This window comes from Thermomonas sp., from assembly GCF_046293095.1.
Classification (GTDB): domain Bacteria; phylum Pseudomonadota; class Gammaproteobacteria; order Xanthomonadales; family Xanthomonadaceae; genus Thermomonas.
In genome coordinates, this window is sequence record NZ_JBKBPN010000006.1 from 12283 (window position 1) to 33338 (window position 21056).

22 protein-coding genes are annotated in these 21056 nt (G+C 68.4%); 11 read left to right on the top strand and 11 right to left on the bottom strand.

Annotated elements, in window-relative coordinates; all coding sequences use genetic code 11:
- Nucleotides 1–124: 124 nt before the first annotated feature.
- On the bottom strand, nt 125–769 hold the full coding sequence (locus tag ACK4SG_RS10930; RefSeq protein WP_409601784.1) for a phasin family protein: 645 nt from the start codon (nt 767–769) through the stop codon (nt 125–127).
- 76 nt (nt 770–845) lie between these two features.
- Nucleotides 846–2111 carry a patatin-like phospholipase family protein gene (locus ACK4SG_RS10935; RefSeq protein WP_409601785.1) on the bottom strand — a complete coding sequence of 422 codons (1266 nt, stop codon included), beginning with the start codon at nt 2109–2111 and terminating at the stop codon, nt 846–848.
- 83 nt (nt 2112–2194) lie between these two features.
- On the opposite strand from ACK4SG_RS10935, the gene ACK4SG_RS10940 reads away from it, so the two are divergent.
- Nucleotides 2195–2911, top strand: coding sequence for an FFLEELY motif protein (locus tag ACK4SG_RS10940; RefSeq protein ID WP_409601786.1), 717 nt, complete (start codon nt 2195–2197; stop codon nt 2909–2911).
- A gap of 7 nt (nt 2912–2918) precedes the next feature.
- Here the strand turns inward: ACK4SG_RS10940 and ACK4SG_RS10945 are convergent, their stop codons facing one another.
- Nucleotides 2919–3707 carry an FHA domain-containing protein gene (locus tag ACK4SG_RS10945; RefSeq protein WP_409601787.1) on the bottom strand — a complete coding sequence of 263 codons (789 nt, stop codon included), beginning with the start codon at nt 3705–3707 and terminating at the stop codon, nt 2919–2921.
- A 96-nt stretch (nt 3708–3803) separates the two neighbouring features.
- Between ACK4SG_RS10945 and ACK4SG_RS10950 the strand changes: the two genes are divergently transcribed.
- The 5 genes from ACK4SG_RS10950 (at nt 3804) to aroA (ending at nt 8902) form a co-directional block, all read left to right on the top strand.
- Nucleotides 3804–4076, top strand: a complete 273-nt coding sequence (locus ACK4SG_RS10950; RefSeq protein WP_409601788.1) for a polyhydroxyalkanoic acid system family protein — start codon at nt 3804–3806, stop codon at nt 4074–4076.
- Between the two features lie 123 nt (nt 4077–4199).
- Complete coding sequence (gene serC / locus ACK4SG_RS10955; RefSeq protein ID WP_409601789.1) at nt 4200–5285, top strand: 3-phosphoserine/phosphohydroxythreonine transaminase; 1086 nt, start codon at nt 4200–4202, stop codon at nt 5283–5285.
- 130 nt (nt 5286–5415) lie between these two features.
- Nucleotides 5416–6483, top strand: a complete 1068-nt coding sequence (pheA, locus tag ACK4SG_RS10960; protein WP_409601896.1) for a prephenate dehydratase — start codon at nt 5416–5418, stop codon at nt 6481–6483.
- Nucleotides 6480–7592 (top strand): histidinol-phosphate transaminase, encoded by a 1113-nt coding sequence (gene hisC, locus ACK4SG_RS10965; protein WP_409601790.1) that lies wholly within the window; start codon nt 6480–6482, stop codon nt 7590–7592. Before pheA ends, hisC begins: the two co-directional genes overlap by 4 nt.
- Nucleotides 7593–7600: 8 nt before the next feature.
- Complete coding sequence (aroA, locus tag ACK4SG_RS10970) at nt 7601–8902, top strand: 3-phosphoshikimate 1-carboxyvinyltransferase (protein WP_409601897.1); 1302 nt, start codon at nt 7601–7603, stop codon at nt 8900–8902.
- Between the two features lie 82 nt (nt 8903–8984).
- Here the strand turns inward: aroA and ACK4SG_RS10975 are convergent, their stop codons facing one another.
- Genes ACK4SG_RS10975 through ACK4SG_RS11000 form a run of 6 tightly spaced genes read right to left on the bottom strand, consistent with a single transcriptional unit; the run spans nt 8985 to nt 12926 of the window.
- On the bottom strand, nt 8985–9659 hold the full coding sequence (locus tag ACK4SG_RS10975; protein ID WP_409601791.1) for a DUF2884 family protein: 675 nt from the start codon (nt 9657–9659) through the stop codon (nt 8985–8987).
- Between the two features lie 17 nt (nt 9660–9676).
- Nucleotides 9677–10351, bottom strand: coding sequence for a hypothetical protein (locus ACK4SG_RS10980; RefSeq protein WP_409601792.1), 675 nt, complete (start codon nt 10349–10351; stop codon nt 9677–9679).
- Nucleotides 10352–10378: 27 nt separating this feature from the next.
- Complete coding sequence (locus ACK4SG_RS10985) at nt 10379–11440, bottom strand: hypothetical protein (RefSeq protein ID WP_409601793.1); 1062 nt, start codon at nt 11438–11440, stop codon at nt 10379–10381.
- Nucleotides 11437–12300 carry an ABC transporter ATP-binding protein gene (locus tag ACK4SG_RS10990; RefSeq protein WP_409601794.1) on the bottom strand — a complete coding sequence of 288 codons (864 nt, stop codon included), beginning with the start codon at nt 12298–12300 and terminating at the stop codon, nt 11437–11439. The genes ACK4SG_RS10985 and ACK4SG_RS10990 overlap by 4 nt, the downstream gene beginning before the upstream one ends.
- An 8-nt stretch (nt 12301–12308) precedes the next feature.
- Nucleotides 12309–12680 (bottom strand): GntR family transcriptional regulator, encoded by a 372-nt coding sequence (locus ACK4SG_RS10995; RefSeq protein ID WP_409601795.1) that lies wholly within the window; start codon nt 12678–12680, stop codon nt 12309–12311.
- Nucleotides 12681–12683: 3 nt separating this feature from the next.
- A complete protein-coding gene (locus ACK4SG_RS11000; RefSeq protein ID WP_409601796.1) occupies nt 12684–12926 on the bottom strand; it encodes a hypothetical protein in 243 nt (80 codons plus the stop codon).
- 225 nt (nt 12927–13151) lie between these two features.
- On the opposite strand from ACK4SG_RS11000, the gene ACK4SG_RS11005 reads away from it, so the two are divergent.
- The 5 genes from ACK4SG_RS11005 to ACK4SG_RS11025 all read left to right on the top strand — a co-directional run bounded on the left by ACK4SG_RS11005 (nt 13152) and on the right by ACK4SG_RS11025 (nt 17177).
- Nucleotides 13152–14072: an FKBP-type peptidyl-prolyl cis-trans isomerase gene (locus ACK4SG_RS11005; protein WP_409601797.1), complete on the top strand. Its 921-nt coding sequence runs from the start codon at nt 13152–13154 to the stop codon at nt 14070–14072.
- Between the two features lie 69 nt (nt 14073–14141).
- A complete protein-coding gene (locus ACK4SG_RS11010; protein ID WP_409601798.1) occupies nt 14142–14918 on the top strand; it encodes an FKBP-type peptidyl-prolyl cis-trans isomerase in 777 nt (258 codons plus the stop codon).
- Between the two features lie 70 nt (nt 14919–14988).
- Nucleotides 14989–16341, top strand: a complete 1353-nt coding sequence (locus ACK4SG_RS11015; protein ID WP_409601799.1) for a UDP-glucose dehydrogenase family protein — start codon at nt 14989–14991, stop codon at nt 16339–16341.
- A complete protein-coding gene (locus tag ACK4SG_RS11020; protein ID WP_409601800.1) occupies nt 16338–16568 on the top strand; it encodes a SlyX family protein in 231 nt (76 codons plus the stop codon). Before ACK4SG_RS11015 ends, ACK4SG_RS11020 begins: the two co-directional genes overlap by 4 nt.
- A 15-nt stretch (nt 16569–16583) precedes the next feature.
- Nucleotides 16584–17177 carry a DUF2058 domain-containing protein gene (locus tag ACK4SG_RS11025; protein WP_409601801.1) on the top strand — a complete coding sequence of 198 codons (594 nt, stop codon included), beginning with the start codon at nt 16584–16586 and terminating at the stop codon, nt 17175–17177.
- Nucleotides 17178–17253: 76 nt separating this feature from the next.
- Here the strand turns inward: ACK4SG_RS11025 and metH are convergent, their stop codons facing one another.
- Together metH and ACK4SG_RS11035 are read right to left on the bottom strand one after the other, a co-directional pair.
- Complete coding sequence (gene metH / locus ACK4SG_RS11030) at nt 17254–19941, bottom strand: methionine synthase (RefSeq protein ID WP_409601802.1); 2688 nt, start codon at nt 19939–19941, stop codon at nt 17254–17256.
- Nucleotides 19938–21050 (bottom strand): homocysteine S-methyltransferase family protein, encoded by a 1113-nt coding sequence (locus ACK4SG_RS11035; RefSeq protein ID WP_409601803.1) that lies wholly within the window; start codon nt 21048–21050, stop codon nt 19938–19940. The genes metH and ACK4SG_RS11035 overlap by 4 nt, the downstream gene beginning before the upstream one ends.
- Nucleotides 21051–21056: the final 6 nt, after the last annotated feature.

The following is a 21056-nucleotide window of genomic DNA, read 5'->3' on the forward strand; positions in this document are numbered from 1 at the left end:
GCGGAACAGGCCAACGGGCGGTTGTGGCATGGCGGCCGGCGATCATTCCGCCTCATCCGCCAGCAATAAAAACGCCCCGGCGGGGGGGGGGCCGGGGCGTCGGGTGGTGGTCCGATCGAGGGGCTCAGGTGCTGCTGGCCGGGGACTCGGTCTGCGGCGCGGTGTTCGGGGTGGCCCGACGCGATCCGGCCGGTTTGCGCGCCGTCTTCGCTGCCTTGGTGGCCTTGGTTGCCTTGCGCGCCTGCTTGGCGGGTGCCTTGGGCGTGGCCTTGGCGGCCCGGGTGGTCCCGGGCGCCTTGGCCGGTTTGCGCGACGGAGCGCCCACATTGGCCTTGCGTACGGCTTCGGTCAGGCGCTCGACGCGCTCGGTCAGTGCGTTGATGTCGTCGCGGCCAGGCACGCCCAGCTTCACCAGCGCACGCTGCACGCGATCCTCGAAGACCTTCTCCAGTTTGTCCCAGGTGTCGGCGGCGCGTTCGCGGGCCTGGCCGACGCGGTCTTCGACGACGTCACGTACCGCGGTGGCACGGTGCCCCGCGATCTTGCGCGCGGTCTGCTCCAGCGACAGGCCATCGCGCACCAGGGTCTCGAACAGCTTGCTGCCTTCGGCCTGCGCGCGGTTGAACGCACCCATGCCGGCCAGCCAGATCTGCTGGGCGGATTCGGTGATTGATTTCGCGCCGGGCGCAAAGCGGGGCTTGCCAGCTGTCTGCTTGCGCGGGCTGCCCTTGCTGGTGGTCTTGCCGGCGGTTTTCTTGAGCTTGGCCATGGCTGTCTTCCCTTGCGTCGTGGCGACGCATGCTGTGATTGGATGGGCCGCAGGTTCGCGTGGATGTCTAGAGCATTCACACCATGTGGCGGCGGTCCAGCGCATGCTGGATATCGTCCAGCGCGCGGCCCAGGCTGGCGGTGGCATCGGTGGTCCGCGGCGCCGGCGGCAGATGCGCCACGATCGAGCGCGGCCGATCGGCGATGACGTCCTCGCGCAGGTGGATGCCGTGGCGCGCAAGGACGGGCTCCAGCTGCGCGCGGCGCTTGCGCAGGTCGTCCAGTGTGTTGCGGTACGCCAGCTGCGAAATCCGCCGCCGCGCCGAGAAGCTGAAAATGTTGGTGTAGAACAGTTCGCGGTCGGCGGCATTCGGCTCGAATACCACCTGGTCGATCTGCGGATACTGCTGCGGGTAGCGCGCCAGCCCTACCTGCATGCGGGATTGCAGCATGGTGCGCAACGTCTGCGACAGCACGCCGGGCAGGCCGCCTTGGGCGATGCGGCGGTCGCTGAAGCGATGCGCCTGTGCGGATTCGCCGGCGTCGGTGCCCGGGTTGAATGGCACCAGAGGATTGATGCCAAGCAGCAGGTCGACGCCGCGGTCCAGCACGATGGAGGCGTGCATGGTGCGGCGCAGGGCGCCATCGACGATGTGGCGGATGCGCCCTTGCTTGTCCCGCAACTCCACCGGTGGATACAGGCCAGGCAGTGCGGCGCTGGCCTGTACGGCGCGCGAAATCGGCACGTCATCCCAGCCCTTGTCACCGAAGCGCACCGCTTCGCCGCTGTCCAGGTCGACCCCGATCACATACAGCGGTCGCGCGAGCTTGCGGAAGTCATTGCTGCGTCCGCGGCGGGTGAATATATCGCGCAGGAAGTGCTCGACCGCATCGTTGTCGAACAGGCCGGTTGGCACCAGGCTGCCGGCGCGGGTCAGCAGGTCCGACCAGCGCGAGTCGGTGCGGCCGGACCACGCGTCGCGCATCAGCCGCGAAGCCAGGCCCGGCAGCGAAGCCGCCCGCTTGAGATATTCACCCAGCGCCGGGCGCAGAAAAGTTTCCGGCCGGAAGCGCACGTCGCTGCTGTCGCCGGTGATGAAAATCCGGCACAGCTCCGCGGTATCCATGCCGTTGGCCAGGCCGGCGGCGAAGAACGCGCCGGAGCTGACACCGACGTAGCAATCCAGGCGCGTCAAATCGAGGCCATCGCAGGCCTCGTCCAGCGCCCGCAACGCGCCCAGCTCGTACATCGCCCCCACCGGACCGCCGCCGGCGATCGCCAGGCCGATGCGCGGCGCGCTGCGGGTGGGACGGGCGGCATGGGCGGCGTGCAGGGAGAGCATGCAACAGACTCGCGAGGGCAGAGCCCGAGTGTAGCCCAGCGGGCTGGAGCCATGTGTCAGGCAGGGACGGGCACACTACAGGCATGCACAGCCGGTCCGACTTGCATGCCCGTCTGGCGCGTCGCCTTGCCCTGCATGGTCGCCTGTTCGATCCTGCGGTCGAGCCGCGCAACCTTCTGCCGTGGCTGAAGCCCTTGCAGGCCTGGCAGGCGCGCCGGCTGGAAACCAGTTTCTCCGCCTTCCTGCGCGACCCGGAGCGGCGCCCGGCCGCCCGTTTCTTCCTCGACGAGGTCTACGGCGATCAGGATTTCCGCCAGCGCGATGCGGACATCGCCAGGGTAGTGCCGATGATGCAGCGCGTGTTGCCCGCTGCACTGCTGGAAACGCTGGCAGATGCCATCGCGCTGGCGGCGCTGAGCCATGCCTTCGATCTGCGGATGGCGGCGGCCTTGCATGCACTGGCCCCTGCGTCCCATCCGCTGAACGTTGCGCTGTATGCGCAGGCCTATCGTCGCGTCGGCCATCCGCGCCTGCGCGCCCGCCAGATCGCTCTGATTGACGCGGTGGGACAGGGGCTGTCCGAAGCGGTACGCATGCCCGGGGTGGGAGCGCTGTTGCGGGTATCCCGGTTGCCGGCGCGCGCGGCCGGGCTGGGGACGCTGCAGTCCTTCCTGGAACGCGGATTCGCCGCCATCGTGCAGCTTGACGACATCGGGGCGTTCCTGGCTGCCATCCGGGGCCAGGAAACGCGGGTCATGCAGCGTCTGTTGGCCGGCCAGGCCGACCCCTTCCGGCTGTAAACGGACGTCAGCGGGCCCCGAAGACCAGCAGGGCCGCCAGGGCGCCGGCCAGCAGCAAGGCGCTGACCAGCAGCCACGGGATGCGCCGCGTCCAGTGCCGCGCCGCCGTGGGCACCGTGGCCTCGCTCTCCGCCGGTGCCCGCCCACCGTGGGCGGGCATGGCGGACGCGGCCGGTGGCGGGCCTTCCAGCACGAACCGATGCTGTACGTCAAAGACGATCTGATCGCCGTTGCGCAGCACCGCCTCGCGGACCGGATGTCCGTTCACCATCACCTCCTGCGCCGTCTGCCGCAACAGGACGCTGCCATTCCACGGCTCCAGCAGGGCATGCCGGGAAGCGATGCCGGTACCTTCGATGCGCAGGTCGGCATCGGCCGCGCTGCCCACCCGGCAGGGCTTTTCCAGGCCCACGCAGCGGCCGTGGAATGGGCCACCGATGCCACGCAGCGTCAATCGCAGATGGCCTGCGGGGATGCGGGGCGGTGTGCCGGGTGGCGGCAGGCGGTCATCGACGCCAGCCTGCAGGAGCAGTTCGCTGCCCTCGGCGTGGATGCTGTCGCCGGCGCGGAGCATGGCCACCTGGTGGACCGGACGGCCATTGACATGCACGCCGCGCACCCCTTCGGCCACCGTCATCCAGATACCGCGCCGGTCATTGCACAGGTGCAGCACCGCGTTCCCATTGCTGTCCACCGGGCCGATGCCGGCAGGCGTGCGTCCCAGCGCGTGGACGCCGGGATCCAGTCTCAGGTCGGGGTGGGTTCCATCGCAAAAGCGCAGGCGCAGGTCGTTCATCGCCGCGGAATCTAGCACGGGTCGAACCGCTGCCTGCTGTTCCTGCGCCTTGGTACGCGGCAGAATGCGCCGACGTCCGCCACCGCCCCGTTGCCAATGTCCCGTATCGATATCCGCCACGCCCATTCCATGCCCAAAGCACAAGCCCGCAAGGCGATCGACGAGATCGCGGGGAAACTGCACGAGCGCTTCCAGGTGGACTGTGGCTGGGACGGAGACGTGCTGAATTTCTCGCGCTCGGGCATCGATGGCCACATCGTCCTCGGGGAGCGTGAGCTGCACGTCAAGGCCAAGCTGGGCTTCCTGGCCGCGATGTTCAAGGACCCGATCGAATCCGAAATCCTGCGGGTGCTCAAGGAAAAGTTCTGATCTCGCGTCCGCGCGGGTGGCCCGGCGTGCACGCGCCTGCCGCGTAGGTTGCCGGCGTAACCAAGCGCCACGTGCGTGTTGCGCTGCGGCATACTGGGATCTGCCTCCTAGGAGCCTCCCGAGATGTCGCGCGCCTACAACTTCAGCCCAGGTCCTGCCATGTTGCCCGAGCCGGTGTTGCGGCAGGCGCAGGCCACATTGCTGGAATACGGGGAGGTCGGGGCCTCAATCCTGGAGATCAGCCACCGCGGGGCCGATTTTCTTGCCGTGGCGCGCCAGGCCGAAGCCGATCTGCGTACGCTGCTGGCGATCCCCGACGACTACGCGGTGCTGTTTACCTCGGGCGGCGCGACCACGGTGCAAGCACTGCTGCCGCTGAATTTCGCCGCGCCCGGCCAGGCCTGCGACTACGTGGTCAGCGGCCACTGGGGCAAGACCGCACTGAAGCAGGCCGCGCCCTGCGCGAATGCGCGCATCGCCGCCAGCAGCGAGGCCGGCGGGTTCCGCGACGTGCCGCCGCGCGAGCAGTGGCAGCTGTCGCCCGACGCGGCCTATGTCCACGTCACCGCCAACGAGACCATCCACGGCGTCGAGTGGCGCGACATCCCGGCCGTGGGCAACGCGCCGCTGGTGGCTGATTTCAGCTCCTCGATCGCTTCCGAACCGCTGGATGTCAGCCGGTTCGGGCTGATCTATGCCGGTGCCCAGAAGAACCTCGGGCCGGTGGGCATCACCGTGGTGATCGTGCGGCGCGATCTGTTGGAGCGCGTCGGCCAACCGCGTGCCCCGATCCTGGACTATCGCGCCATCGCGGCCGCAGAGTCCATGCTCAACACCCCGCCCAGCTGGAACTGGTACGTGCTGGGCCTGACCGTGCAGTGGATGCTGGAGCAAGGCGGGGTGGCCGAGTTCGCCCGCCGCAATGCCCGCAAGGCGGCGTTGCTCTACGACGCCATCGACGGCTCTGGCGGCTTCTACCGCAACGAGGTGGCGCCAGCGGCGCGCTCGCGCATGAACGTGCCGTTCTTCCTGCACGATCCGGCGCTGGATGCCCTGTTCCTGAGCGAGGCCAAGCAGGCCGGGCTGATCGGTCTGAAAGGCCATCGCGTGCTCGGTGGCATGCGGGCTTCGCTCTACAACGCCATGCCCGAAGCCGGCGTACAGGCGCTGTTGGAGTTTATGCACGGATTCCGGAATGCCCATGGCTAAGGACCGCAACAGGCCGGCGGGCAAGGCCGAGGCGGCCCGCAGCAAGCGGCGGAACGGTACGGACAAGGCCGGGTCTGCCGGGGCCGTCAAGGCACGCAAGGCCGCGTCCGTCGTACCGGCTGCGCCAGATCTGGCGCAGGTGCGCGCACGGATCGACGGGATCGACCAGCAGATCCAGGCGTTGATCGCCGAGCGGGCGCGCTGGGCGCACCAGGTGGGCAAGGCCAAGGGCAAGCTTGCGGCGGCGGTGGACTACTACCGGCCGGAGCGTGAAGCGCAGGTGTTGCGCCGGGTGGTGGACCGCAACGACGGCCCGCTGTCGGACGAGGTGCTGGTGCGGCTGTTCCGCGAGGTCATGTCGGCCTGCCTGGCCCAGCAGGAGCCGCTGAAGATCGGCTACCTCGGCCCCGAGGGTACCTTCAGCCAGCAGGCCGCGCACAAGCATTTCGGGCACTCGGCCCACGGACTGCCGCTGGGCAGCATCGAGGAGGTGTTCCAGGAAGTGGCGGCCGGCCATGCGGACTTCGGCGTGGTGCCGGTGGAGAACTCGGGGCAGGGCACCATCCAGGTGACGCTGGACATGTTCCTGACTTCGCCGCTGCGGATCTGTGGCGAGGTGGAGTTGCGCGTGCACCAGTACCTGCTGTCGCGCAGCGGTCGGCTGGAGGATGTCACCCGCATCTTCGGCCATCCGCAGGCGCTGGCGCAGGCCGCCGGCTGGTTGCGCACGCACCTGCCGGGCGTGGAGAAAGTGCCGGTATCGAGCAATGCCGAAGGCGCCCGGCGCGCGCGCAACGCTGACGATGCCGCCGCCATCGCCGGCGAAGCGGCCGCTGTGGTCTACGGCCTGCGCCAGATCGCAGGGCCGATCGAGGACCGCAGCGACAACACGACCCGGTTCCTGGTGATTGGCCGCCAGCCGTTCCCGCCGTCCGGCAACGACCGCACGTCGCTGCTGGTGTTCATCCGCGACCGCCCCGGCGCGCTGTACGGCGTGCTGGAACCGCTGGCCCGCCGCGGCATCAGCATGAGCCGCATCGAGTCGCGTCCGGAGCACGGGCGCAAATGGCAGTACGCCTTCTTCATCGACGTGGCCGGCCACTGCGAGGAGTCGCCGCTGAAGGACGCACTGGACGAAATCGCGGCGCAGGGTGACGCGGTGCGCGTGCTGGGCTCCTATCCGGTGGCCATTGCATGACCGATTTCGAAGCCCTGGCGCAGCCGGGCATCCGCGGCCTGCGCGCCTACGATCCGGGCCACGACCTGGTGGCGCTGCGGCGTGCCGCGGCGCGGCCGCCGCTGGAGCTGGGCTCCAATGAAAACCCCTACGGGCCCAGTCCATTGGCGCTGCGCGCGGCCATCGCTGCGCTGGCGGCCGCGCACGTCTATCCCGATCCACTGGGGGGCGACCTTAAGCGCGCGTTGGCGCGGCACCACGGCGTGGAGGCCGCGCAGGTGCTGCTGGGCAACGGCTCGCATGAATTGCTGATGCAGCTGGCGCAGGTGTTCGCTGGCCCGGGCGACGAGGTGGTGGCCTCGCAGTATGGCTTCGCCGTGTATGCGCTGGCCGCGCAGGCCGCGGGCGCGACGCTGCGCCTGGCGCCGGCCTTGCCGCGCGATGCCGCGATGCCGCGCGGCCACGACCTTGCCGCGCTGCGCGCCGCGATCACGCCGCGCACCCGGCTGGTGTACCTGGCCAATCCGAACAACCCCACCGGCACGTGGTATGCGGGCGAGGACTTCGCAGGCTTCCTTGCCACCGTGCCGGCGGACGTGCTGGTGGTGGTCGACGAAGCGTATGAGGAATTCGTCGACGCGCCGGACTACGCCAGTGCGCTGCCGCTGCTGCCGCGGCATCCGAACCTGGTCGTCACCCGCACCTTCAGCAAGGCTTTTGCCCTGGCGGGACTCCGGGTCGGCTACGCGCTGGCCCACCCGGGGCTGCTGGCGGTGATGGAGCGCGTGCGCGAGAGCTTCAACGTCAATGCGCCGGCGCTGGCGGCAGCCGAGGCCGCGCTGGACGACACGGCGCACCTGCAGGCCTCGGTGGAGGCCAACCGCGAGCAACGGGAGGCGCTGGCCGCTGCACTGCGCGCGCGCGGCTTTGACGTTGCGCCCTCGCAGACCAATTTCCTGCTGGTCCGCTGCGGCGAGACGACGGCCCGCATCGAGGCCGGGCTGCTGGCGCGCGGCGTGATCCTGCGCCCGATGGTCGGATACGGCTTGGCCGATTGTTTGCGGATCACCGTGGGCACGGCGGACGGCAACGCGCGGCTGCTGGCCGCGCTGGACGAGGTGATGGCGTGAGCGGAACGATGGATTGGGTGGCGCGCGCGGGCGCGCCGCTGCGCGGGACGCTGGCGATCCCCGGGGACAAATCGGTGTCGCACCGGGCAGTGATGCTGGCGGCGCTGGCCGACGGCGTGTCCACGATCGACGGCTTCCTGGAGGGCGAGGACACCCGCGCTACCGCGGCGATCTTCGCGCGGTTGGGCGTGCGCATCGAGACGCCGTCGCCGTCGCGGCGGATCGTCCACGGGGTGGGTATCGACGGCCTGCGCGCGCCGGACGGCCCGCTGGACTGCGGCAACGCCGGCACCGGCATGCGCCTGCTGGCGGGCCTGCTGGCCGCACAGCGCTTCGATTCGGTGCTGGTCGGCGACACGTCGCTCTCGAAGCGGCCCATGCGGCGCGTTACCGTGCCGCTGGCAAGGATGGGCGCGCGTATCGATACGGAAGAGGGTGGCACGCCGCCGCTGCGTATCCACGGCGGGCAGGCGCTGGTCGGCATTGACCACACGCTGGAAATCGCCAGCGCGCAGGTGAAGTCCGCGCTCCTGCTGGCGGGGCTGTACGCCAGCGGTGACACCGTGGTGCGCGAACCGCACCCCACCCGCGATTACACCGAGCGGATGCTGGCCGCGTTCGGCGTCGACATCGCCTTCGCGCCCGGCATCGCCCGCCTGCGCGGTGGCCAGCGCCTGCGCGCGACCGACGTGGCGGTGCCGGCCGATTTCTCGTCGGCGGCGTTCTTCCTGGTGGCCGCCAGCATCGTGCCCGGGTCCGAGCTGCGACTGCGGCAGGTGGGTTTGAATCCGCGCCGTACCGGCCTGCTGCAGGTGCTGCGGATGATGGGCGCGGACATTCGCGAGGAAAACGCCGGCAACCATGGTGGCGAGCCGGTCGCGGACCTGGTGGTGTGCCATGCGCCTTTGCGCGGCATCGAGGTGCCCGAGGCGCTAGTGCCCGACATGATCGACGAGTTCCCGGTGCTGTTCGCGGCTGCCGCCTGCGCCGACGGGCCAACCGTGGTGCGCGGCGCGGCCGAGCTGCGGGTCAAGGAGTCGGACCGGCTGGCCAGCATGGCCGCCGGCCTGTGTGCGCTTGGCCTGCGCATCGACGAAACGCCGGATGGCGCCACGATCTTCCCCGGCGCGTTGCAGGGCGGCGCAGTGCAGAGCCACGACGACCACCGCATCGCGATGGCGTTCGCGGTGGCCGCGCAGCGCGCCGCGGGCGAGGTCAGGATCCGCGACGTGGCGAACGTCGCCACCTCGTTCCCCGGCTTCGATGCCCTGGCGCGCGGCGCAGGTTTCGGCCTGGACGTGGCCAGCTAAACAGAGAGGCGCCCCGGAGCCGATGCCTTGCCGGGACGCCTTGGCGAGGGCCTGCCGGCGGCCAGCGGGCCGCCGGGAGCCTTCAGTTGCTGGTGACGGCGACGCCCTTGCCCTTCACGTCCTTGCCGCAGTCGTCGATGTCGCTCTGGGTCATTGTGGCGTAGGGCTTGAACGCCGGGATCGAGGCCGCCAGGGTCTGCTGGCTGGCCAGCAGCGCGGGCAGGCGGTGGCAGAGTTTCAGCGCTTCGGCTTCGATCTTCTTGCCCTCGGCTTCCATGCGCGCTTCGAAGTCCTTCTCCGCTTCGTTACCGCCGAAGATCACCCCGAACACGCCGCCGACCGCCTTGCCAGCCAGATCGGCGCCCTGGGAGCCGATGGCCATGCCGGCCTCCGCGATGCCCAGGATCTGCGCGCGGTAGTCCAGCAGCAGGCGGCGCTGCGCCGCATCCACCGGGACCGCCTTGCCTTCGATCAGCAGGTCGCCCTGCGGCGTCAGTTCGGCCTTGGGTAGCCCGTTGGCGTGGTGCTGTAGCCTCTTGCCATTGATGTTGATGTTGATATCGCCGTTGAGGCTGAGGTTGCCCTCGTGCAGTTCCTTGCGGGCTTCGTCCAGCGCGCGGTCCACCTGGCGGGCCAGGAAGCCCTTGGGGGCGGGCGGCGCCGTCGGGGCCGGCGGGGCGGGCGGCGCCGGCATGCTGCAGGCCATCAGGGGCGTGCACAGGGCGAGCGCGGCGGCGAGGGTGAGGGCGGATTTCATGGCCGGTGTCTCCGGGGTCAGCGGGTGGCGAATTCGCGGCGGACGCCGTCTTCGCAGTCGTCGATGTCGTCGCGTTCGAGGGTGGCGTAGGGACGGAACTGCGGCAGGCTGGCGGAGAGCCGCTGCTGGGATTCCATCACCCGCGGCAGCAACCGGCAGATCCCACGCACCGCCGGCTCCACTTCCTGGCGGACGGTGCGCTCGATGCGGCGTTCCAGGCTGCCGGTCATCGCGCCGAACATCAGCCCGATCCACGAGCCGTCGACTGCGGTGAGTGCGGCTTCGGCGCCACGCTGGCCGATATCGATGCCGGCCTTGGTAATTTCCACCACCAGTCCGCGATAGGCCAGCAGCTCGCGGCGCTGGCGCGCATCGATCGGCTGCGCGTTGCCGTCGATCAGGAAATCGCCGGCCGGGGTGATCTCCGCCCGCGCCAGGTTCGCCGTGGCCGTGCGGGCCTTGCGGTCGCCGTCCATGCCGAAGTGCAGGCTGTCGCGGTCAAGCTGCAGGTTGCCGGTATCGAGATCCTGCTTCGCCTTGGCCATCTCGACGCGCATTTCCTTGCGCGCATCGGCCAGTTCGCGGTGGATCTCGCCGCCGATGCCGGTGTCCGCGCCTTGGGCGGGCTGGGCCTGCGCTGCCAGCGGCAGCAGCAGGCACAGGGCGGCGGGCAGGAGAGGGGTCTTGGTCATGGTCGTGGCTTCTGGTCGGCGTGCGGGTCAGTTGTCGTCGCGCCAGCGGCGCAGGCGGATGGACGAAGCGATCATCGCGATGCCGGCGACCACGCCGACCCACAGCTGCGGCGCGCGTAGCACCGAGTAGATCGCTTCCAGCATCGCCATGTGGTCGCCGAGGTGGCCGGCCTTCAGGCCCTGCATGTCCATCGCGGGGATCCAGGTGCCGGGGAACACGCCGCCCAACAAATGCGCCACCACGTGCTTCCAGAACCAGCTGCTGTCGAGGTTGAACAGGTGCATCAGGTCGAACCAGCTGATGAACACGCCCGCGAACACCGGGATCATGATCGCCCACAGGAACGGCTTGCTCTTGGACCACACCGAGCAGAGCATCAGCCAGCCCACGCTGGGCAGCGCCCACAGCGCGTACACCGGGATCGCCGCGATCGCCACGCCAGCGTTGGCCAGCAGGTTGTCCGGGCTCCACAGCAGCGCGAACGGGTTGCCGTGGTGAAGCAGGACGAACAGGCTCATGACGACCAGGAAGGCGACCATGCAGGCGATGCCCACGGCGATCGACAGGGCGGGCGCTACCAGCAGCGCGCTGGCCGCCTTCGACAGGACGGTGTCGCGGTCGGACACGGGCAGCGACTTCCAGAACAGCACGCTGCGGTCCTTGCGCTCGTCGTACAGGCTGCCAAGGCAGTAGAAGAACACCACGAAGCCCAGCACCAGCAGGGGCCAGAACATCGCAGAGGCGGTGCTCAGGCTGATCCCGTCGGCCAGCTTCTGCATGTCCTCGGGCGTCATCTTGTCGGTGAGCAGGCGCAGGTCGAGGCCGTTGATGACCACCTGGCCGTCCACCTGGATACCACCACGCTCGGACACCGTCCGGCGCAGGCCGACCTCGGCCATCACCAGCGCCATGAAGGTCAGCACCAGGGAGATACCGCCGGCCCAGACCGGCGCCCACAGGAAGCCACCCTTGTGCTCCCAGAATTCGCGGCGCAGCAGCAGCTTCAGCTTGTGGGTGGGGTGGGGCGGGGTGCGCGGCACGGCGGACTTGCCGGCATCCATGCCCACGACGTCATTGGTGGCGTTCATGCGTAGGTTCCTTTCATGGTGGCGACGAACAGGTCGGCCAGGCCAGGCGTGCGGGTCTCGCCCAGTTCGTCCAGGCGGCGGCGGTCGGCGCCATCGAACAGCATCACGGTCTTGCCGAACGGCAGGCTGCGTTCATCGATGGGGCCCAGGGCGCGCGCGGCCTCGAGCTTGGCGACGTCCACCAGGACCTCGGTGTAGCGCTCGCCCAATGTCTCCATCGGTGCGTCGAGGACGATCTTGCCGTCGCGGATGAACATCACGTCGGTGAGGATGTGCTCGATCTCCTCGACCTGGTGGGTGGTGACGACGATGGTCTTGTCCTCGTCGAAATAGTCCTCCAGCAGGCGCTGGTAGAACTGCTTGCGGTAGAGGATGTCTAGGCCCAGGGTGGGCTCGTCCAGCACCAGCAGCTTGGCGTCGATGGCCATCACCAGCGCCAGGTGCAGCTGCACGATCATGCCCTTGGACATTTCGCGCACCTTCAGCCCGGGCTTCAGCTGGGTGCCTTCCAGGAAGCGGTGGCACTTGGCGGCATCGAAGCGCGGGTGCACCCCGGCGACGAATTCGATGGCCTGCGCCACCGTGATCCAGCGCGGCAGCACCGCCACGTCGGCGATGAAGCAGACATCGTTCATCAGCGCGTCGCGCTGGGTGCGCGGGTCCTTGCCCAGCACCTTCAGCTCGCCGTCGAAGGGGATCAGGCCGAGGATCGCCTTGAGCGCGGTGGTCTTGCCGGCGCCGTTGGGGCCGATCAGGCCGACGATGCGGCCGGCCGGGATTTCGAACGTGGTGCCGTCGAGGGCGACCTTGTTTTTGTAGGCCTTGCGCAGGCCGCGGGCGGAAATGACGGAGTCGGTCATGGCAGTACTCACTTCGGCCCCCACTTCTGCTGCGGATCCAGCAGTTCTTCGATGCTCAGGCCCAGGCGCTGGATGCGTTCCATCACCAGCGGCCATTCCTCGCGCAGGAAACGCTCGCGTTCGCTCTGCAGCAGGCGCGCATTGGCGCCATCCGTGACGTACATGCCCAGTCCCCTTCGTTTCTCGACGAGTTGTTCGTCCGCGAGCTCCTGGTAGGCGCGCGAGACGGTGATCGGATTCAGTTGGTACTCGGCCGCCACCTGGCGGACCGAGGGCAGCGCATCGCCCGGCTTGAGGACCCCGTCGAGCATCATGGCCACGACGCGCTCCTTGAGCTGGCGGTAGATCGGAGCGCTATCGCTCCATTCGACGGCACCCATGTGTCAGCTCCGCGGCAGGAAGAAAGAGAAGAACGGCATGCGCACCGACTGGTAGGCGTGGCGGGCGGCCGGGCGGAGATCGCTGGAGGCGGCGGTGAAGTCGCCGGCCGCATCCGCCTGCATCGCAGCCATGCCTTGCAGGGCCTGGACATTGGGCGGGGCGGGAACGCTGGCCAGCAGCGCGGCGGTCAACAAGATGCTGCAAGCCAGCGCGGCGGTCAGGGTGTTGTGGAGCTTGCGGTTCATGGTGAACGTCCTGCTCTGGGGGTTCGGTGTTGTAGTCAACTATAACACTGCAAATCTCCCCGTCAAGCGATCTGTGACCCAACCGATGGCATAGGCCGCGGCTTGCCGGGCGACGTGCCTGAACCCCCATGCGACCGGTGTCCCCGCAGGATTGCCGGGCGCGGCAGCGCGGACCACAATAGGCGCCTTCTTGCGCTTAACGCCGTCCCGATGCTGGAGACCGTCTTGTCGAAGTTGTCCCTGCGCGCACTTGCTGCGCTGTTCGTTGCTGCGGTACTGACCAGCCCGGTTCTTGCGCAGGGTGCCGCGTCGCTCTCCAGTGAGCGCGACAAGGTGGGCTACATGCTGGGGCAGGATGTTGCGCACTCCATCGGCCCGGGCCTGCCCGATCTGGATCTGGCAACGTTCCGCCAGGCGGTGGAGATGGTGCTGGCGGGCAACAAGCCAGAACTTGCCCCGGAGGAAGCACGTCAGATCTCGCAGACACTGCTGGCCAATATCGGTGCGCGCAAGGCCGGCAAGCCGCCGGCAGCGATCGATCGAGCCAAGGCAGGGCTGCTGGCAGGTACCAACATCGGTCGGTCGCTGACCAGGTTCCGCGGCGAGTTCGACGTGCCGATGTTCATGCGCGGCTTGCAGGACGGTGCCGATCCGGCGCGCACGCCGGCGCTGGATGCTGCCGAGACCAGCCGTGTCCGCAGCGCGCTTTCGGCCCGCATCGCCGCCGCGGAAGCCGCCGAGCGCAAGGCCCAGGGCGCGGCGGCGTCCAGCCGTGAGCAGGAATTCCTTGCCCGCAACAAACTCGTCAAGGGTGTGTTCACGACACCCAGTGGCCTGCAGTACATGATCCTGCGCCAGGGCGATGGCGTGCGTCCAAAGCCGGGCCAGCGGGTGAAGGTGCATTACGTCGGCACCCTGCTGGACGGCAAGAAATTCGACAGTTCCTACGATCGTGGCCAGCCCGCCGAGTTCGGGCTCGACCAGGTCATCAAGGGCTGGAGCGAAGGCGTGGCGATGATGCCGGTCGGCGCCAAGTACCGGTTCTGGATCCCCGCCGCGCTGGGCTATGGTGAGAGCGGGGCGGGCACCGATATTCCGCCCAATGCCACCCTGGTGTTCGACGTGGAACTGCTGGGCGTCGAATGAGTCCAACCTGATCGTGTGTCCGCCGGCGCCCGTCGCCGTTCCCTTTTCGCACCCCGGAGTTGCCTGCTGATGAAGCCTTTTGTCCGTCCCGCCATTCTTGCCGCCGCTGCGTTGCTGGCCCTGTCCGCCTGCAAGGGCGAGCACAAGCCCGTCGACGTCTCCTCCACTGCCTCCGAAGCGGGCAAACCTGCCTCCGAGAAGACCGGCTATCCGGGCCTGCCCACCGAGAAGGAGCAGGTCAGCTACACCATCGGCATGGCGATGGGCAAGCAACTGTCCGAGATCAAGGACGAGGTGAACGTCGATACCGTGGTCAAGGCCCTGCGCACCCAGATGGAAGGCGGCAAGGCGCTGATCAATGACGAGCAGGCGCAGCAGATCATGCAGGCGTTCGGCCAGAGGATGCAGGCCAAACAGATCGCCAAGATGATGGAAGAAGCCAAGGCCAATGCGGAGAAGGGCGAGAAGTTCCTGGCCGAGAACGGCAAGAAGCCTGGCGTGGTGACCACTGCGTCGGGCCTGCAGTACCAGGTCATCACCGAGGGCAAGGGCGCCAAGCCCGGCGCCGGTGATGGCGTGAAGGTCCATTACAAGGGCATGCTTCTGGATGGCACCGAGTTCGACAGCTCCTACAAGCGCGGTGAGCCGGCCGTGCTGCCGCTGCAGGGCGTCATTCCGGGCTGGTCCGAGGGCCTGCAACTGATGCCGGTGGGCAGCAAGTACAAGTTCTGGATCCCGGCCAAGCTTGCCTATGGCGAGCAGGCACCGCCGATGATCGGCCCGAACCAGACGCTCGAGTTCGAAGTCGAGCTGCTGGACATCGTGAAGGCGCCGTCCGGCAAGTAAGCCTCCGCGACACACGGGGGACGTATCCTTGCGATGCGTCCCCTTTTTCTTTGGCCTTACGGATACCCCCATGCGCGTCTGTATTTTCGGCACCGGCTATGTTGGCCTTGTCACCGGCACCTGCCTGGCCGAGGTCGGCCATGACGTGGTCTGCATCGACATTGATGCGGCCAAGGTCGATGGCCTCAACGCCGGCGTGGTCCCGATCTACGAGCCGGGTCTGGCGCCGATGGTGCAGGCCAACCACGGCGCCGGGCGGCTGCGCTTCAGCACCGATGCGGCTGAGGGCGTCGCGCACGGCGATGTACTGTTCATCGCGGTGGGTACGCCACCGGACGAGGACGGCAGCGCCGACCTGCAGTACGTGCTGGCGGTCGCCCGCACCATCGGCCGGCACATCGAACGGCCGGCGGTGGTGGTCAACAAGTCCACCGTGCCGGTGGGCACCGCCGACAGGGTGCGCGCCACGATCGCGGCGGAACTGGTGGCGCGCGGGACGGACATCGCCTTTGACGTGGTGTCGAACCCGGAATTCTTGAAAGAGGGCGCCGCGGTCGAGGACTGCATGCGGCCCGATCGCATCGTCATCGGGACAGACAGCGCTGCGGCGCTGGAGAAGCTGAAGCGCCTGTATGCGCCATTCAACCGCAACCACGACCGCATCGTGGCGATGGATGTGCGCTCGGCGGAGCTGACCAAGTACGCCGCCAACGCCATGCTGGCGACCAAGATCAGCTTCATGAACGAAATCGCCAACATCGCCGAGCAGGTGGGTGCGGACGTGGAGATGGTGCGCAAGGGCATCGGCTCCGATCCACGGATCGGTTGGCACTTCATCTACCCGGGCGCGGGCTATGGCGGCTCCTGCTTTCCCAAGGATGTGCAGGCATTGGCCCGGACCGCCCAGCAGCACGGCGTGCAACCGCGCCTGCTGGCCGCGGTGGAGGCGGTCAATGCGGCGCAGAAGCAGCATTTGTTTGAGTTGATGGTGCGCCATTACGGCAGGGCCGAAGCCCTGCGCGGCAAGACCGTCGCGGTCTGGGGGCTGGCGTTCAAGCCCAATACCGATGACATGCGCGAGGCGTCCAGCCGCACGTTGCTGGCCCAGCTGTGGGACGCCGGAGTGCGGGTGCAGGCATTCGATCCCGAGGCAATGCCCGAAAGCCGCCGCATCTTTGGCGAACGCGAGGATCTGCTGCTGTGCGATTCGGCCGAAGCCGCGCTGCAGGGGGCCGATGCGCTGGTGGTGGTGACCGAATGGAAGCAGTTCCGTAGCCCGGATTTCACCCGCCTTGCGGCGTCGCTGGGCGACAAGGTGGTCTTCGACGGCCGCAACCTTTACGACCCGGCGGAACCCGAAGCGGTGGGCCTGGCGTATTACGGCATCGGCCGCGGTCGTTCGCTGCGGCGGGAGGCACCATGACGAATGCACTCGAGCAGCGGTTGGTGGATCTGGAAACGCGCCTGGCGTTCCAGGAGCATGCCCTGCAAGAGCTCAGTGACGCCCTGGCCGCAGCGCGCAGCGAGGAAGCCGCCAATGCCCTGCGCCTGCATTGGGCGCTGGACGAACTACGCCAGCTGCGCCGAGCGCTGGCCGCTAGTCCAGTGACCGGCGATGCCGCCAGCGAACCGCCCCCTCCGCACTACTGATCTGTACCCGACACCATGAGCAATTCCCTTCGCGACCAGCTGTTGGGGCTGGGTTTCAAGGACGCCCCCAAGCCTGCCCAACGGCCCAAGCAGGAGGCCCGCAGGCTGCACGCCGGGCAGGCTGGCAAGCCGGCGGCGTCCGGTAAGCCGCCGGCGCGCACGCAGCAGAAACAGCGCTCCCGTGAGGACATCGACCTGGCCAAGGCCTATGCGATCCGCGCCCAGAAAGAGAAGGAAGAGCGCATCGAGGCCGAGCGGCTGAAGCAGGAGGAAGCCCGCCTGCGCCGCGAGGCCAAGGCCCGGCTGGAAGTGTTCCTGCAGGGCAAGGCGCTCAATGCCGCCGATGCCGAGCACGTCCGCCATTTCGAGTATGGCGGCAAGATCAAGCGTGTCCACGTCACCGCCGACCAGCTCAAGGCCCTCAATGCCGGCGCGCTTGGCGTCGTCCAGGTGAACGGACGGTATGTACTGGTGGATGCCGCCACACTGGCGGAGGCGGAGGCCATCTTCGCGCCGGCGGTGGCGTTGAAGGTCGACCCGGACGCGCCGGCCGCGGACGACCCGTACGCCGACCCCAAGTACCAGGTGCCCGACGATCTGATGTGGTGACCCGCCCGGCAGGCGCTCCAAAGCCGGCAGGGCATTGGCGTCTGCCGGACGTTGCCATCGGTGGCCTGGGCCGGCGTTACTCGGGGTCGTAGTCCAGATTCGAGGACAGCCAGCGCTCGGCCTGCGCCAGCGCCACGCCCTTGCGCCGCGCGTAGTCCGCCACCTGTTCCTTCGAGACGCGCCCGACCACGAAGTAGCGGCTGTCGGGATGGCTGAAGTAGTAGCCCGACACGCTCGCCGCCGGACTCATGGCGAAGTGCTCGGTGAGCGTGATGCCGGCGGACGCGGGAGCCCCCAGCAGATCGAACAGCACCTGCTTCTCGCTGTGCTCCGGGCAGGCCGGGTAACCGGGCGCCGGTCGGATGCCGCGGTAGGCCTCGGCGACCAATGCTGCGTTGTCCAGCGCCTCGTCGGGCGCGTAGCCCCAGAACTCGGTGCGCACGCGCTGGTGCAAGCGTTCGGCGAAGGCCTCGGCCAGCCGGTCCGCCAGCGCCTTGAGCAGGATCGCGCTGTAGTCGTCGTGGGCCGCCTCGAAGCGCGCCACGTGGGGTTCGATTCCCAGCCCGGCGGTCACCGCGAAGGCGCCGATCCAGTCCTGATGGCCGCTGTCGCGTGGTGCGATGAAGTCGGCCAGGCACAGGTTGGGGCGGTCAACGGGCTTGTCGGCCTGCTGGCGCAGGAAGCGCAGCCAGTGCTCGCCGTCGCGGGCCTGCAGCACCACGTCATCGCCCATGCTGTTGGCCGGCCACAGGCCGAACACGCCTTTCGCGGTCAGCCACTTGCCCGCGACGATGCGGTCGAGCAGGGCGCGCGCGTCGCGGTAGAGCTCGGTGGCCTGCGTGCCCACTACCGGGTCGGTGAGGATCGCAGGGAAGCTGCCGGCCAGTTCCCAGGCGTTGAAGAAGGGCGACCAGTCGATCCAGTCGACCAGCTCCGCCAGCGGGTAGTCGTCCAGTACGTGCACGCCGGGCTGCCGCGGCGTGGGGGGGACGTAGCTGGCCCAGTCCGGCCGGAACGCCCGCGCACGCGCCTGTTCCAGCGATACCAGCCGCTTGCCGTCGCCGCGCTGGCGGTGGCGCTGGCGCACGTCGGCGTAGTCGTTGGCCGCTGCCTGCACGAAGTCGCCGCGCAGCTCAGGACTCATCAGTGACTGCGCCACGCCAACCGCACGCGAGGCGTCCTTCACCCAGATCGTGGGCGCCTCGTAGTGCGGGTCGATCTTCAGCGCGGTGTGCGCCCGCGAGGTGGTGGCGCCGCCAATCAACAGCGGGATGGTGAAGCCCTGCCGCTGCATTTCCTTCGCGACGTGGCTCATTTCTTCCAGTGACGGCGTGATCAGGCCGGACAGGCCGATCATGTCCGCGCCAGCCTCGCGCGCGGTGTCCAGGATCTTCTGTGCCGGCACCATCACCCCGAGATCGATGACCTCGAAGTTGTTGCAAGCCAGCACCACGCCGACGATGTTCTTGCCGATGTCGTGCACGTCGCCCTTGACCGTGGCCATCACGATCCTGCCGTTGTTCCTGCCGGCATCGCCGGTGCGCAGTTTCTCGGCTTCGATATAGGGCAGAAGATGGGCCACCGCCTTCTTCATCACCCGCGCCGATTTCACCACCTGTGGCAGGAACATCTTGCCGGCGCCGAATAGGTCGCCGACGACGTTCATCCCGGCCATCAGCGGGCCTTCGATCACGTCGAGCGGGCGGGCGGCGGCCTGGCGGGCTTCCTCGGTGTCGGCCTCGACGTACTGGTCGATGCCGTGCACCAATGCATGGGACAGGCGGGCTTCAACCGGCTGCTGGCGCCACGCCAGGTCCTCGGTTTTCTTTTCGCCTTTTTTCTTCTTGTAGTTGTCGGCGATCTCCAGCAGGCGTTCGGTGGCGTCCGGCCGCCGGTTCAGCACCACGTCCTCCACCCGTTCGCGCAGCAGCGGGTCCAGGTCGTCGTAGATCGGCAGCGCACCGGCGTTGACGATGCCCATGTCCATGCCGGCGCGGATGGCGTGGTAAAGGAACACGGCATGGATCGCCTGCCGCACCGGCTCGTTGCCGCGGAAGCTGAAGCTGACGTTGGAGACACCCCCTGAAACATGGCAGTGCGGGAAGCGCCGGCGCAGCGCGCGGGTGGCTTCGATGAAATCGACTGCGTAGTTGTTGTGCTCTTCGATCCCGGTGGCGATCGCGAAGCAGTTGGGATCGAAGATGATGTCTTCGGGCGGGAAGCCGATCTCCCGGGTCAACAGCCTATAGGCACGCGTGCTGATCTCGATCTTGCGTTGCGCGGTGTCGGCCTGGCCTTCCTCGTCGAAGGCCATCACCACCACCGCCGCGCCGTAGCGGCGCACCAGCCGCGCCTGCCGTAGGAACTCGGCCTGGCCTTCCTTCAGCGAGATCGAGTTGACAATCCCCTTGCCCTGCAGGCACTTCAGGCCGGCTTCGATCACCTCCCACCTGGAGGAGTCCACCATCACCGGGACGCGGGCGATGTCGGGCTCGGCAGCAATCAGGTGGAGGAAATCCACCATGGCCTTGGTCGAGTCCAGCAGGCCCTCGTCCATGTTGACGTCGAGGACCTGCGCACCGTTCTCCACCTGTTGGCGGGCCACCGCCACCGCCTCGTCGTAGCGGCCTTCCAGGATCAGCTTCTTGAACTGCGCGCTGCCGGTGACGTTGGTGCGTTCGCCAACATTGATGAAATTGGAGTCCGGCGTGATGACCAGCGGCTCCAGCCCGGACAGCCGCGTATGGCGGGGCAGGACGGTCATGCACCCGCCTCCATGGAGATGGCGTCCAGCGTGGGCACCGCGCGTGGCGGCAGGTCGCGCACCGCTGCCGCGATGGCGTGGATATGCTCAGGCGTAGTGCCGCAACAGCCCCCGACGATGTTCAGCAGGCCCGACGCCGCGAAACCGCGCAGCACCTGCGCCATGTCTTCCGGCGTTTCATCATAGCCGCCGAAGGCATTCGGCAAGCCGGCGTTGGGGTGGGTGCTGACATGGGTATCCGCGATGCGCGCCAGCACGTCCACGTGCTGGCGAAGGTCCTTGGCGCCCAGCGCGCAGTTGAGACCGATCGCCAGCGGCTGCGCATGCCGCAGGGAGTACCAGAACGCCTCGGCGGTCTGCCCGGAGAGCGTCCGTCCCGACGCGTCGGTGATGGTGCCGGAGATCATCACCGGCAGCCTGGCGCCGATCTCCTCGAACACCTCGTCGATCGCGAACAGCGCGGCCTTCGCGTTCAGTGTGTCGAACACGGTTTCCACCATCAGGATGTCCGCGCCGCCCTCGGCGAGGCCGCGTGCGGCGTCGCGATAGGCGTCGGCTAATGCGTCGAAGTTGGTTGCGCGGAAGCCCGGGCGATTGACGTCCGGCGACAGCGAGGCGGTGCGGCTGGTCGGGCCCAGCACGCCGACCACGAAGCGCGGATGGCCGGGGGCGCGGGCCTCGGCGGCATCGCATTCGAGGCGCGCCAGCCGCGCACCCTCGCGATTCAGCTCGCGGACCAGGTGCTGCAGGCGGTAATCCGCCAGGGAGATGGACGTCGAGTTGAAGGTGTTGGTTTCCAGCAGGTCCGCACCGGCCTCGAGGTAGGCGCGATGGATGCCGCGGATGATGTCCGGGCGTGTCAGCGACAGCAGGTCGTTGTTGCCGCGCTGGTCATGCCCGGTGCAGCCGCAGCCGGGGCCGTGCGCATGGCCGGCGGGCGCGGCCAGGGCATCGAAACCCTGCGCGAAGCGCTCGCCGCGGTAGTCGGCTTCCTCCAGCCCGTGGCGCTGGATCATGGTGCCCATTGCGCCGTCCAGGATCAGGATGCGGCGGGCCAGCGCGGCTTCCAGCGCGGCGACGCGGGCCGGATCTTTCCAGGGCAGGATCATCGACGC

Excerpts from the sequence above, each read along its gene's own strand:
- serC (WP_409601789.1), top strand. The coding sequence starts at position 4,200 with ATGTCGCGCGCCTACAACTTCAGCCCAGGTCCTGCCATGTTGCCCGAG.
- aroA (WP_409601897.1), top strand. The coding sequence starts at position 7,601 with ATGGATTGGGTGGCGCGCGCGGGCGCGCCGCTGCGCGGGACGCTGGCG.
- ACK4SG_RS11020 (WP_409601800.1), top strand. The coding sequence starts at position 16,338 with ATGACGAATGCACTCGAGCAGCGGTTGGTGGATCTGGAAACGCGCCTG.
- hisC (WP_409601790.1), top strand. The coding sequence starts at position 6,480 with ATGACCGATTTCGAAGCCCTGGCGCAGCCGGGCATCCGCGGCCTGCGC.
- metH (WP_409601802.1), bottom strand. The coding sequence starts at position 19,941 with ATGACCGTCCTGCCCCGCCATACGCGGCTGTCCGGGCTGGAGCCGCTG.
- ACK4SG_RS10950 (WP_409601788.1), top strand. The coding sequence starts at position 3,804 with ATGTCCCGTATCGATATCCGCCACGCCCATTCCATGCCCAAAGCACAA.
- ACK4SG_RS10940 (WP_409601786.1), top strand. The coding sequence starts at position 2,195 with ATGCACAGCCGGTCCGACTTGCATGCCCGTCTGGCGCGTCGCCTTGCC.
- ACK4SG_RS11035 (WP_409601803.1), bottom strand. The coding sequence starts at position 21,050 with ATGATCCTGCCCTGGAAAGATCCGGCCCGCGTCGCCGCGCTGGAAGCC.
- ACK4SG_RS11025 (WP_409601801.1), top strand. The coding sequence starts at position 16,584 with ATGAGCAATTCCCTTCGCGACCAGCTGTTGGGGCTGGGTTTCAAGGAC.
- ACK4SG_RS10935 (WP_409601785.1), bottom strand. The coding sequence starts at position 2,111 with ATGCTCTCCCTGCACGCCGCCCATGCCGCCCGTCCCACCCGCAGCGCG.
- ACK4SG_RS10990 (WP_409601794.1), bottom strand. The coding sequence starts at position 12,300 with ATGACCGACTCCGTCATTTCCGCCCGCGGCCTGCGCAAGGCCTACAAA.
- ACK4SG_RS11000 (WP_409601796.1), bottom strand. The coding sequence starts at position 12,926 with ATGAACCGCAAGCTCCACAACACCCTGACCGCCGCGCTGGCTTGCAGC.
- ACK4SG_RS10985 (WP_409601793.1), bottom strand. The coding sequence starts at position 11,440 with ATGAACGCCACCAATGACGTCGTGGGCATGGATGCCGGCAAGTCCGCC.
- ACK4SG_RS10930 (WP_409601784.1), bottom strand. The coding sequence starts at position 769 with ATGGCCAAGCTCAAGAAAACCGCCGGCAAGACCACCAGCAAGGGCAGC.
- ACK4SG_RS10980 (WP_409601792.1), bottom strand. The coding sequence starts at position 10,351 with ATGACCAAGACCCCTCTCCTGCCCGCCGCCCTGTGCCTGCTGCTGCCG.
- ACK4SG_RS10975 (WP_409601791.1), bottom strand. The coding sequence starts at position 9,659 with ATGAAATCCGCCCTCACCCTCGCCGCCGCGCTCGCCCTGTGCACGCCC.
- ACK4SG_RS11015 (WP_409601799.1), top strand. The coding sequence starts at position 14,989 with ATGCGCGTCTGTATTTTCGGCACCGGCTATGTTGGCCTTGTCACCGGC.
- ACK4SG_RS10995 (WP_409601795.1), bottom strand. The coding sequence starts at position 12,680 with ATGGGTGCCGTCGAATGGAGCGATAGCGCTCCGATCTACCGCCAGCTC.
- ACK4SG_RS11010 (WP_409601798.1), top strand. The coding sequence starts at position 14,142 with ATGAAGCCTTTTGTCCGTCCCGCCATTCTTGCCGCCGCTGCGTTGCTG.
- ACK4SG_RS10945 (WP_409601787.1), bottom strand. The coding sequence starts at position 3,707 with ATGAACGACCTGCGCCTGCGCTTTTGCGATGGAACCCACCCCGACCTG.